A 13232-nucleotide genomic window follows, 5' to 3' on the forward strand; every position below is an offset into this window, starting at 1 on the left:
CGACGAGAGCCGCACAATTTCATCCTAACCCTCCCAGCGAACGCGACGCGACAGGCAAGACTCGCGATTGAGGAAGAAAATAAAAGTGAAGCGTGCCTCTCCCCAATTAATCCGTAACTAATTATGAATTGTTGTTTAAATCCCAGCTGCCAGCAGCCCCTAAATCCTAAAGGTACTAAATTCTGCCAAAGTTGCGGGGCAAAAATAGAGCCTCTGTTGCGAAATCGCTACCGCGTCGTCCGACCGATCGGTCAGGGAGGATTTGGCAAAACCTATCTAGCGGTAGATGAAGATAGGCTGCAAACGAGCTGCGTGATTAAACAATTTTCGCCGCAAGCGCAAGGAACGAAATCGTTAGAAAAAGCGATCGCACTTTTCAATCAAGAAGCAGTGCGACTGCACCAACTGGGAGAACATCCCCAAATTCCCACCCTGCTAGCCTACTTCGAGCATGAGAAAAGGCTGTATCTGGTACAGCAATTTATCGAAGGCAAAAATTTATTTCAAGAATTGCAAGGACAAGGAGCGTTTGGGGAAGATAAGATTCGGGAAATATTGCTGGATATCCTGCCAATTCTCAAGTTTATCCACTCTCGTCAAGTAATTCACCGGGATATCACACCCACGAATATCATTCGCCGCAACATCGATGGTAAATTAGTGCTGATCGATTTCGGCATCGCCAAGCAAATGACGGAAACCGAAACACCTCAACCGGGAACGAGAATCGGTACGGAAGGATACGCACCCCTAGAACAGCTGCGAAACGGTCAAGTCTATCCCGCCAGCGACATATACAGTTTGGCCGCAACCTGCATATTTCTGATGACCCAAACTAAACCGGACAATCTCTACAATCCTTTGGACGGTCGCTGGATATGGAGAGAACATTTGCTCAAAAAAGGAAGGGTAGTAAGCGATCGCTTGAGTCAGGTTTTGGATAAAATGCTGCAAGATTTGGTCAGCCAACGCTACCAATCGGCGGATGAAGTGCTCAAAGACCTTAATTCTGCAACCTCCCAAGCTTCTGTATCGCCTGGGATCTCCAAACAACCGGCAAAAGTTACACCACCGCCAACTTCCAAACAACCTACTTCCAGACCGATTGCTCCTAATTATACTACCTCGCGCCCACCCCTTTCGCAACCGCCCATTTCTAAACGTTTTACTGCGGCTACTCCGGCGTCGGGATTGTCTGTTTCTAAGTCTTCCAGTAAGTATTGGCGATGCGTAAAAACTCTTGTGGGACATTCATCCTGGGTGATGTGCGTGGCGATCGGTCCTTTTAAGCAACTTGTGGCGAGCGGTAGTTTAGACGATACAATTAAAATTTGGAATCTGCAAACTGGTGAATTGCGACAAACACTCACCGGACATAGCAAGGGAGTTAATGCTCTCGCCATCGATCCGGATGGCAAAACTCTCGTCAGTTGCAGCGATGACGACAGAGTGAAGATTTGGGATATTCAAACTGGCAAACAGCTACACACCTTAACGGAACATAATCGGGATGTAACTTCGATCGCCATCAGTCCGGACGGACAAACTCTCATTAGCGGTAGCGAAGACAGGACGGTCAAAGTTTGGAAACTGCAAACAGGCGCACCAGTCCGCACTCTCTTGGGACCAGCCGGGATGATTCAGTCGCTCGCGATCGCTCCCAATACGCCTATAGTAGCCACAGGTGGCCTTGACAATCAAATCAAGCTGTGGAATTATGCCACGGGAGAATTCCTCCGCACTCTCAACGGACATTTAAATTCAGTACATTCCGTTGCTTTTACCCCGGATGCGAAAACCTTGGTCAGCGCCAGTAAGGACAAAACAATCAAGCTGTGGAATGTGGCGAAAGGACAAATCATTCGCACTCTTGCCGATCATTCAGGGGCTGTTAATTCTGTTATCGTTACTCCTGATGGACAATACATCATTAGCGGTAGTAGCGATAAAACGATCAAAATTTGGAATTTAGCCACCGGAGAAATGCTCGATACTATAGAAGAGCATACCAACCCGGTTAACTCTTTGGCAATCAGTTTTGATGGACTGATTATGGCCAGCGGCAGTTGGGATAACACAATCAAAATTTGGCAAAGGGTGGGTTAAAAATTAATTTTTAATTGTTTGGTACAGGCAGAAAATCCATCGTTGTTGAGGCGAGAGACAACTCCTTCGGGATCTTGTAAGCGATATTTTTCTCCGAATCTAATTAGCTGACGGCTATGTTCTCCCGCCAGAATAGCGATAACGGGAATTTTTTCTGCCTCTGTGTTATTAGAGTATTCTTGGAAAATCATTTTCAAATGTTTGAGTTTTTGTTCGTCGCTCATTTGTTGTAAAGTTAGTTCTAGTATCACCACAGGTTCTGGATCGTTTTCTATCGGTAGGATTTGTTCTGAAACTGCTAGCTGTTCGGCTTCAATTGGGGTGACTTCTTCGACAATGATTTGATTGCGATCCTGATCTTCTCGCTTTTCTATTTTACAGCGCAGAATGACTGGCGTATCTGTGACAAGGGATGAGTGAACAACTTCATAAGTTTTGGGAAAAACAACAGCTTCCCCTTTCCCGGTGAGGTCTTCCAGTTGTAAAATTGCCATCCGTTCGCCGCTTTTTTTAGTTAATAGCTGTTTAACGTCTGTCAGCATGACAATTGCACTGATGGGTTTTCTCGATCGCCAATCCTCTACTTGACTGAGATAAATCAATTCGATTCCCTGCTGTTTCGCAAATCTTTCCACATATTTTAGCGGATGGTCGGAAACATAAAAACCCAGCAATTCTTTTTCGTATTGCAACTTTTCCTTCACTGGGAAATCGTTTATCTGCGGCGCTCTCGGTGCGGGACTTCTCACCGACTCCAGATCGAAAAGTGTAGGTTGTTGGTCGGTATCTTTGCTTTTCTGGGCCCAACTTACCACTAAAGGTAGATGCGCGATTAATTGTTGGCGATTGGGATTTAGCTTATCCAATGCACCGCACCTGATCAGGGATTCCAAAGCGCGACTGTTGACGGTGTGCAAGTTGATGCGATCGCACAAATCTGCCAAATCCTTAAACTCGCCGCCTTCTTCTCGCGCTGCCAAAATGTTTGCGATCGCATTCGCCCCCACATTTTTCACCGCCGACAAACCAAATAATATTTTACCATGAGACGGCGTAAAAGTCACATCAGACCGATTAACATCCGGCCCTTCTACCGTAATTCCCAACTCCTGAGAATTAGCGATATATTTTTTCACCTTATCTTGGTCATCGCTGTTATGCGTCAGCAACGCCGCCATATATTCCGCTTTGAAATTTGCCTTTAAATAAGCAGTTTGATAAGTGACGTAGGCATAGGCAGTAGAATGGGATTTATTGAAGCAATTAGAACCAACCAAGCCATTTGCTAGAATGAAGTTATGGTCGCGCTCAACCCCGATATCATAGACAGTTTGAGTACCTAATGATTTGCGGCTAATAATTTTTACCACGTCTGTAACTCCCTAAAATTTGCTCAATCTTTCTTTTCTTACGTTGCAGACCTATATTTTCATGCTGATACATTAAATTATAGAATGTTTCTATATTTTCGCGACTGTGTATTCTCCAATAATAAACTTTTTTTAGTGTATGTTGTTCTACAGAACCCATTTTTAAACGCTTTGCTAATTCATACGTAAATTCCAAAGAGCCGACAATACAGACTAATCCTCCACTTCTACCTTCGTTCGCATAGGCGCAACCATCCCCATCAAAGTAACCTAAAACATAGGAAGACAAATATTCTGAACCTGGAAAATAATAAGCACCAGAAAAAGTTCGTCCCGTTACGATACTGTAGCTAGACAAAGAACTAGCGATTCTTTGCGAAGAAAAATTAATTCGGTAGTGAGGCGCGTAGTCTTTAGGCTTAATTATTCTAATTTTACCGGAGTATTGCAGTTCTGTTTTGAGCAGGTCTGTCAATTCCTTATCAATAGACTCAAAAGCCACATAGTTAGTTTTAGTAACGCAGCCATCTGCCGCTATCAGTCCTAACAAGTAGGCTTTAACATGAGAGTCAATTACATCAAAGTAGCTCTCATTTAAAGTATAGCGGTTTCTGCGTTTAGTATTGATGCCAGTTTCATTTAGCACTCTCGCAACAGCTCTACCGCTTACGCCAATTTGGTTGGGAATGTCTCTGCATTGACGACCAGCATTAAATGCCTCAATAATTTCTTGTTTTTGTTGAGTAGTTAACTGGTTATATGGAACCAACTTTATCACATTCCCTCTCACAATTTTACTTGCTTTAAATCTAATCCTCTGGCAAATATTTCTTCAATCGGTAACATCTGACCATCCCCAGTCATAAACTTATGATCTTGAGTTGCTCGGATAACCGAACCATCTTCCAAAGAATATTCAAAAACTTCTCGCTCTCCGCGATGATGCCATTGGGCAATAGGTTGTGTATATATATAACCATTGCTATCGACGCTGTATACAGTACATTCAATCTCCTCTTCAACAATTTTACCGATCGGCATTGGCCCATATTCAACCGTCAGTATTTCACTATCATAACTTAAGCAATATTCAGCGAACAAAACCATTTGATCGAATAGCGATTCGGCTAGTTGCCTTTTAATTCCATTCTTTGTCGCACCCTCAATAAAAGTCTCTCTTTGCTTCTGCATTTCATCAGCTTTCTTTTTACCCATGCAGTTATGGGCGATAAAATCATTGGCGATGAAATTATGAGTTTTCGGAATAGTTATATCGAAGACTTCTTCTTTGCCGACGTATTGAATAGAAACAATTTCATCCCAAAATACTTCCGAATCTGCGATCGCTCTCAACTCCGAGTGCTGGAAAGCGATCGCAAAATTGCGAACTCGATGACGAGATAAACTTCTAGTCGGAGTTTTCTGGAAATTCAAACCAGAAGACATCGCTCCTTTTGTTGCTCCCACAGCACAGTCAATTTCCTCCCAAGTCATCCCACTAGCTTTTTTAGCGTTGGCAATTAGCGTAATAACTTCGGCTGGAATTGTATGCTTAGATTGATTGGTTAGCTTATCTTTTACGATCGCATAACAAGCTTCTGCTTTTTGGCGTTTATAGCTACTTAAATAGGGTTGAATTAATTCACAAAACTTAAGCATATCCTCACGTCCTGTAATTTGCGCTCGATAAGAAACGTGAGGCTTACCTTGATAGGTGATGGTTTTCACATCAAACAAAGCAACAATACCCAACCGCAGTAATAAGTGCTGAATTTGTCTGACTAAAATTTTTGATGTTGATGTATAATCTGTATGTCCTATCGCAGTATCAAAGCTGCCGTCAGTTGACCACAAAGTTCCCAAAAAAAGCTGTAACTGACTCTTGGATAAAGAAAAAACCCAGCCAGGAATTTCTTTATCTCTTGAATGAGCGCGTTTTATGTGGTTGTCTACCCAGTGTTTAAAAGCCGGAACCAAACCAATCCGAGCGTAAGTTACAGACTTGCGACCTAAATGCAATTGAGTATCCAGTGGTGCAGGTGAGCCAAATAGTTCTGACGCACAATTATTAAAATCAGCAATCAATTCCGGATCGCTATTGCAGAAATAGCTATTATAAGCTTGTCTAGTAGAGAGATGTCCATCACCAATTAAATACGCAGTCAGCTTGATTTGAGAGTCTGAAATTTCAGAGGTGTGAGTGATGGGAATTGTCTTTGTCAAACCAATGCGATCGCCTACTTGGAAATTCTTGAGAGGTTTCCATCCCAAAAGCGTATAGAAAAGGTGATCGTCTGTCGCTTTTATTTGGCGGTTAGTTTTAGTTGTAATCTCCCAGACATCCCGCACGCCGTTATCATGAATTTCAATAATTGGTTGCTGAGTAATCTTCTGAGTTGTCAAATCAAGAGAAAAGACTTTTCGTCCTAACCAATACTCAGGTTTTGCAGCTATCTCACTTAAAGTAATCAAATCGCCAGTCGCAGCATCAATTATTTTTGTTGCTCCACTTAAACAACGGCGCAATATATCGGCTTGTCCCAAAGAATAGCCTGCCAAATCTTGAGCTACTTTCATGATTTGCTCTTGATAAACAAGCACACCATAAGTTTCTTCAAGAATAGGTTCTAATAGCGGATGTTCGTAAACAATCGCTTCTCGACCGTGTTTGCGATCGATAAATTTGGGAATCAGCCCCGCATCCAATGGCCCAGGTCGATAGAGAGCTAGAATTGAAGAAATATCTTCTATACTCGATGGCTTCAAGTCTTTAACTACCTGACGCATCCCGGAAGATTCCAACTGAAATATTCCTTCTAAATCCCCTCTCTCCAAAACCTGATAAGTAGTTTTAAACTCGCTACCAGGCTTCTTAACCTCGCCCTTTGATAAAATTTCTTGATTTTTTCTCTCATCAAGCGTGATATCATCGGGATCGATTTTAATTTTGCGGTTTTTCTTAATTAATTCCAAAGTCTTTTGGATTGTAGTCAGGTTCTTCAAACCCAAGAAATCCATTTTTAACAAACCCAGCGATTCTAACTCTTCCATAGAATACTGGGTAATCACAGCACCATCGTTATTCAGTTGTAGCGGGACAACTTCATCTAGAGGTTCGGCTGAAATGACAATTCCCGCCGCATGGACACCAAAAGTTTTGTTTGTACCTTCAATGCGAATTGCCATATCCACCCACTGGCGGAAAGTGAATTCGCTGACATTGCCATTCCGGTCTTTCGGCTTAATTTCATCATTTTCATAAGCTGCTTTAAAACTCGGTTCCGGCGTTTTATCGGAAATCATCACCGCCAGTTTTTCCGGTTTACCTCGCGATACGGGAATTAACTTAGCCATTTTGTCAGATTCGCCATAATCAATATTCAAAACTCTGGCGACATCTTTCAAAACAGCCTTAGAAGTCATGCGGTTAAAAGTGATAATTTGCGCTACCTTATCTTTGCCATATGTCTCGGTAACATATTCAATTACTTCATCTCGTCTTTCCACACAAAAATCCGTATCGATATCAGGCATCGATTTTCGTTCTGGATTTAAGAAGCGCTCGAATAATAAGCCGTGATGCACCGGATCAATATTAGTAATTCGCAAAGCATAAGCAACCAGAGAACCGGCGGCGCTTCCTCTTCCTGGCCCAACTGGAATACCTTTGCTTCTAGCAAAATTGATGTAATCCCAAACAACTAAAAAGTAGGTAGAAAATCCCATCGTTTCAATCATTTTCAGCTCGTACACCAATCGTTCTGCGTATACGGGCTTGACATCGCTGCGAGCTTTAACTTGGAGGCGTTCTACCAGTCCTTCCCAAGCTTTTTCCTGTACGTAGGTGTCTGCTGTGTGGTCTTTGGGAACCCGATAATGGGGAAGGCGCGGTTCCCCCATAATATTGTAAAAATCGACTTTTTCTGCTACTTCTAATGTATTGGCGATCGCATCTGCAATTACATCATCCGGCAAATGATCTCGAAACAGATGTTTCATCTCATCTGCTGATTTGAGATATTCCGTACCGCTATACCGCAGCTTGCGGTTTTCATCGGCAAAAAGATCGCCAGTATTAATACATAACAGTGCGTCGTGCGCTTCTACATCCGAGCAAGATGTAAAGTGGGAATCGTTTGTCGCGACAATTTTAATATCAAGTTGTTTACCAATTTTGACCAGTTCGACATTAACCATACGGTCTTCTATATAACCGTGGTCTTGAATTTCTAAATAATAATCATCGCCAAAAGTTTGTTTGTACCATTTGGCGCAATCGCGTGCTTCTTCCAGCTTGTTTTGCAAAATCATTTGGGGTACTTCACCGGCACGGCATCCGCTGGTGACAATCAAACCCTCGCGGTATTGGGCGAGGAGTTGTTTATTAATACAAGGACGGGCAAATATACCTTTCCCTTGCATACCTTTGAGATGAGAAATTGTGGTTAATTTTACTAAGTTTTTGTAACCTTGAGTATTTTTAGCCAAAACAATTTGGTGATATTTTTTTCTACCCCGTTCGTTTTTTTCAATATCGCCATCGACCACATACATTTCATTGCCAACAATTGGCTTAATTGTTTTCCCGCGACAAAGTTTAATTAGCTCAACCGCACCATACATAACTCCGTGATCTGTAAGTGCGATCGCAGGCATATTTAACTGCATGGCTCGTTCTACCAGATCGTTTAGCTGACTCGCTCCATCCAGTAGGCTATAATCGCTGTGAGTGTGCAAACCAACAAAAGACATAGGATTTTTTATTTATTAATTGAATGTGTGGCTAATTCAACGAAATTTTGTACATTTTGGAGATATGCAACGCCAGCAATACTGGCGACATTATTATGTCCCGCATCGGGAACGAGGAAAAGACGTTTGGGTGATGGGGCGGCGGCAAACAGCATTTTACTCATGCCATAGGGAATCTCGGTATCTAGCATACCATGAATAAAGAGGACTGGCATTTTCAGCGATCGCACCTTACTAATAGAGTCAAACCGCTGGTGTAAAATGAGATCTGCCGGAAACAATTGAAAAACAGGTCTTTCGTTGACCATATTCCGCATTGAGGTGAACGAACTTTCCACAATTAAACCCGCCGCCTCTGGATGTTTAGCTGCTAAATCGATTGCGATCGCACCTCCCAGAGAATGACCGTAAATAAAAATATCCTTTGCCGAAATCTGCCTTTCTCCAGTTAAATAATGCCAAGCCGTTTCCGCATCTTTATAAACGCTTGCTTCCGTAGGAAAGTCACCTTCGCTGCGTCCGTAACCGCGATAATCTATTAGCAATACCGAAAAACCGAGTTTGTGAAACCGCATCGCATGGTTAACATTCGCTCCGATATTAATGCCATTCCCATGTAAATATAATACAGTTTGTTTCCCTTCTCCGGGAATCCACCAACCGTGGATGCGTTCCACTTTGCCAGAATTACCTAATACTGGCAACCAAACATCCTCGAAACTCGCCAAACCTGTTGGTGTTATTTCGATTATAGAAGATGGGAAAAAGATAAAGCGATTCTGCCAAAAAACAAGATATATACAGGCAGACAAATATGCGATCGCAACCAATCCACCGCAAAATTGTACTAACTTCAATAGAAATGTAATTGGCATTTTTGACATACAGATTAATTAGTAGGTAAGGTGGGCATTGCCCACCCTACTAAAAGACCAGAGAAACCGGGTTTCTTCAGCAAAAATCTAAGCTTTCTAGTTTTCCTATTAACAAGAAACCCGGTTTCTTAGCCTGGTGCAAGATCTGAGTTAAAGCAACTGAGGTTTTCGACGATGCCAAGAAGTAGATTGCTCGTAGGCATAAGCCACATGAAACAACTGATCTTCACGCAACAGATTACCAATCAATTGCAAACCGATCGGCAGTCCCTTTTCATCAAAACCGCACGGTACATTTAATCCGGGCAACCCAGCCAAATTCACCGGGATTGTCATCAAATCCGATAAATACATACTCAACGGATCTTCAGTTTTTTCACCAGCTTTAAACGCCGTCGTGGGAGCAGTCGGACAAACCAAAACATCAACTTTTTCAAAAGCACTCTCAAAATCTTGTTTAATCAGAGTGCGAACTTTTTGCGCCTTCAGATAATAAGCATCGTAATATCCAGCCGATAAAGCATAAGTTCCCAACATGATCCGACGCTTAACTTCCGTCCCAAAACCAGCAGCGCGAGTCTGGGTATACATATTTAGCAAATTATCGGCATCTGTTGTCCGCAAACCGTACTTCACTCCATCGTAACGAGCCAAATTAGCAGATGCTTCCGAGGGAGCAATAATATAGTAAGTAGGCAAACCGTAGCGGAATCGCGGACAAGAAATAACGTGAATTTCCGCCCCTAATTCTTGGAGAACTTCGATCGCTTTCGTCACGGCTTTTTCCACTGCGGGATCTAAACCTTGACCGAAAGTTTCCGAAATCACACCAACTCTGAGAACACCTCTAGTTTTGAGATTGGGTTTGAGATTTTTGGCATAGTCGGGAATTTGCACGTTGAGGCTAGTAGAATCTTTGGGGTCGTAACCTGCGATCGCACCCAACAAAATCGCTGTATCCTCCACCGTAGTACCAAACGGCCCAATTTGATCCAGCGAAGAAGCGTAAGCTACCAAACCGAAACGCGAAACCAGCCCGTAAGTCGGTTTCAATCCTACCACACCGCAGAAAGACGCCGGTTGCCGAATCGAACCCCCCGTATCCGAACCGAGAGAAACAAGACATTCTCCCCCCGCCACCGCCGCCGCCGAACCCCCAGAAGAGCCACCCGGTACTCGTTCCAAATCCCACGGGTTAGCCGTGAGTTGATAGGCAGAAGTTTCCGTAGAACTGCCCATCGCGAACTCATCCATATTCGTTTTGCCCACCATTACCGCACCCGCATCCATTAGTTTTTGGGTAACGGTGGACTCGTAAGGCGGCACGAAATTTTCCAAAATCCGGGAACCGCAAGTAGTGCGAATCCCCTTGGTACACATATTGTCCTTAATCGCGATCGGAATGCCCGCCAGCAGCCCTATTTCCTCTCCGGCGGCGATTTTGGCATCCACCGCCATTGCCTGTTCTATGGCTCTATCTGCGGTTACGCACAAAAAACTGTGCAGCTTGGGTTCTAGCGCCTCAATGCGTTCTAACGCTTCTTTCGTAATTTCTACAGCAGAGCGTTCTTTGCTAATGAGTTGTTGGTGCAACTCGCGGATGGATGCCATGCAGTTACCTCAAGACCTCGTTTTCACTTATAGCTTGGATCTTAAGTTTGACATCCTCTTTGCTTAACAGCAAAGCGATTTCGTTAGTGGTCAGTCGTCGGCGGTCGGTGGGCTGTAGGGTGAGTCACCTACCAGAATTTAGGTGAAAAGCTAAAAATTTCACCTTCTGACGCACCCTACTTGTTTAAATAAGTACATTTACTGAGTCATCCGAAAAATTACTTAAAATTAAAACAACCTTTTATTATACCGCAAAAATATAAATTACGACTCAGCATTAAGTAAAGATTTGTTAAGAAGCACTTCAAATCTGCAAAATTTTATGGCCTTATATTATAAGGTATTTTTCAGTAAATAAGTTTTGTCGGAGCCAAAATAATCTGAAAATAGTGTCACTGCTGACGGCGGGAGCGTGTTTACGTAAATCAATTATCGATCGGTGATTCACCCGTCATTTAATATAACAATATTTTATATACGTAATATCATCAATGGACAGAGTTTAAAGAAGTTATTAAGATGCGATTAATATGTACTGTCAAAGAATACCAGATCTGTTGAAAGCTACTAAGTTTGAAGCGGTTTTGAAAAACTGAAAAAATGATTAATATTTACTCTAAAAATTTATTGCTACTTTCGATCGCTGTTGCTATTTTAACTTGGTCAGTGGTTCCAAAAAACACTGCATTAGCGTCAGTCCAACTAATAAATAAAAGCACAGACAATTCGATGCAGGGGTCGCACTCACCTCAGCCGGATCATTCTACTAAAACTTTAGTAAGTCAATCAGGCATGGTTTTCCCTGTGAGTCGTATCTTGCGGCAGATCAAAGGTAAGACACAAATTCCAATCTTTCTGCCAAATAGACTGCCGTTTTCAGGACGGCTTTACTTTAATAGTTATGCAGAAACGAATGGGTATAACGTTGGTATAGGTTCTACGCCTAATTGCGATGCAACCCCCTGCGCTATTGGAGAATTGTCGGCTCAAAGAGGCGAACAACCTGCTACGCCAGATTCAGTGGCAGGTTCCACTAATGCCGTCTTCAAAAACGTTCAACTAGCTCGCGGAATCAGAGGAATTTTTACCAACGGCTGTGGGGCTTACTGCACCGCGTCAATTGAGTGGCAATATCAGGAAGTTTTGTATCGAGTCTCAATGAAGAATGGAGAAGAAAGAATACTAATTCAAATAGCAAATTCAGCAATTGAAGCAGGCCCCCGTTGAAGACGAGCAGAATTAAATTAATATGAATAACCTAAGCAATCATTTAGTCGCTATTCCTCTCATTTCGCTTTCTGTAGCGGGTCTAAATGTTTCCCTAACGACCAAAGCCCACCTCATAGCTCAACAAGCAACTTGCACTGTTATCAACATCCAAACAGGCCAGCTTGCACTCCGTTTTACTCCTAATGGTAACGCCAGAGCAGGAATTGATAAAGGCAACACCGTCGCCTTACTCAGGAGAGGTTCTACCCCTTGGGTTTATGTCCGCGTACTAGAGGGGCCAAACAGTCAAGTTAATGGTTTAGAAGGTTGGGTAAATTCAGGCTATTTATCTTGTGGTGAAAGTTCTGCTAGAATTCAAAGAGCGGCGACCTCAAATATAACTGGAAAGTTGAATCCTCAAGCTTGGCAAAATGCCAGACTTGTTCACAGCATCAACGCGCATTCAGATAATTGGGTGACATCCATTGCTATTAGTTCCAATGGCCAAAGTTTGATTAGTAGTGGCTATGAAAAAACTATCAAACTTTGGAATATGGAGACGGGGCAACTCGTTCGCAGTTTCTCTGGAATTGGAGGATTTTTTCGGACTATAGCTATTAGTTCTAATGGACAAATTCTTGCTAGTGCTTGTGATGGAATAGTTGAAGTCTGGAATCTTAATACAGGGAATTTATTATACCGTCTTTCTGGAGCGGGTAGTGTGGTTGGTATAACTCCTGATAGTCAAACTCTTGTCAGTGGGATGTCGGATAATAAAGTCAAGCTTTGGAATCTGCGAACAGGAGATCTACAGCAAGCGCTCCCTGGAAATGTAGAATCTTCTGGACACATATCTATCAGTTCAGATGGAACTATTCTGGCGGCTGCTAGTATGTTTAAGGTCAGCTTGTGGAATTTACGTACTGGAGAATTGATTCGCACTATTGAAAGTACAAACCGAGGAGATGTTATTTCTACCGCCTCTATAAGCCCTGACGGTCAAACTCTCTTTACTGCTAAAGGTGCAAATATCCAGATTTGGAATATACGTACTGGAGAACTAATTCGTACTCTTGAGGGACATTCAAACACCGTTAATTCGATTGCCATTAGTTCAGATGGGCAAATTCTTGCTAGTGGTAGCGAGGATCGAACAATAAGGATATTAAATATTCAAACAAGAGAATTAATTACTGTTATTTCTGATGCAGAGCGGGTTCTTTCAGTCAAGTTCAGCCCAGATAATTGGACTCTGGCTAGTGGGAGTAAGGATGGTAAAATTAGAATTTGGCAGGCAAATGAATAACAG

8 protein-coding genes are annotated in these 13232 nt (G+C 42.6%); 3 read left to right on the forward strand and 5 right to left on the reverse strand.

Annotation, left to right across the window (positions count from 1 at the left end):
• Nucleotides 1-123: 123 nt before the first annotated feature.
• The gene (locus ACE1CD_RS10610; protein WP_374799382.1) at nt 124-2106 is read left to right on the forward strand and encodes a protein kinase; all 1983 of its coding nucleotides are present in this window, start codon (nt 124-126) and stop codon (nt 2104-2106) included.
• Here ACE1CD_RS10610 and ACE1CD_RS10615 read toward each other — a convergent pair.
• The 5 genes from ACE1CD_RS10615 to gatA form a co-directional block, all read right to left on the reverse strand.
• The gene (locus ACE1CD_RS10615; protein WP_374799384.1) at nt 2103-3476 is read right to left on the reverse strand and encodes an OB-fold nucleic acid binding domain-containing protein; all 1374 of its coding nucleotides are present in this window, start codon (nt 3474-3476) and stop codon (nt 2103-2105) included. The two genes, ACE1CD_RS10610 and ACE1CD_RS10615, sit on opposite strands and share 4 nt — an antisense overlap.
• Nucleotides 3460-4254: an LAGLIDADG family homing endonuclease gene (locus ACE1CD_RS10620; protein ID WP_374799386.1), complete on the reverse strand. Its 795-nt coding sequence runs from the start codon at nt 4252-4254 to the stop codon at nt 3460-3462. The genes ACE1CD_RS10615 and ACE1CD_RS10620 overlap by 17 nt, the downstream gene beginning before the upstream one ends.
• Before the next feature lie 8 nt (nt 4255-4262).
• Complete coding sequence (dnaE, locus tag ACE1CD_RS10625; RefSeq protein ID WP_374823791.1) at nt 4263-8228, reverse strand: DNA polymerase III subunit alpha; 3966 nt, start codon at nt 8226-8228, stop codon at nt 4263-4265.
• Nucleotides 8229-8236: 8 nt separating this feature from the next.
• Nucleotides 8237-9103 carry an alpha/beta hydrolase gene (locus tag ACE1CD_RS10630; RefSeq protein WP_374823794.1) on the reverse strand — a complete coding sequence of 289 codons (867 nt, stop codon included), beginning with the start codon at nt 9101-9103 and terminating at the stop codon, nt 8237-8239.
• Between the two features lie 150 nt (nt 9104-9253).
• Nucleotides 9254-10714 carry an Asp-tRNA(Asn)/Glu-tRNA(Gln) amidotransferase subunit GatA gene (gatA, locus tag ACE1CD_RS10635; protein ID WP_374823797.1) on the reverse strand — a complete coding sequence of 487 codons (1461 nt, stop codon included), beginning with the start codon at nt 10712-10714 and terminating at the stop codon, nt 9254-9256.
• Nucleotides 10715-11314: 600 nt separating this feature from the next.
• Here gatA and ACE1CD_RS10640 point away from each other — a divergent pair.
• On the forward strand, nt 11315-11941 hold the full coding sequence (locus ACE1CD_RS10640) for a hypothetical protein (RefSeq protein WP_374823800.1): 627 nt from the start codon (nt 11315-11317) through the stop codon (nt 11939-11941).
• Nucleotides 11942-11963: 22 nt separating this feature from the next.
• Nucleotides 11964-13229: a WD40 repeat domain-containing protein gene (locus ACE1CD_RS10645; protein ID WP_374823803.1), complete on the forward strand. Its 1266-nt coding sequence runs from the start codon at nt 11964-11966 to the stop codon at nt 13227-13229.
• Nucleotides 13230-13232: the final 3 nt, after the last annotated feature.

This window comes from Aerosakkonema sp. BLCC-F183 (assembly GCF_041929145.1).
Taxonomy (GTDB): Bacteria; Cyanobacteriota; Cyanobacteriia; order Cyanobacteriales; family Aerosakkonemataceae; genus Aerosakkonema.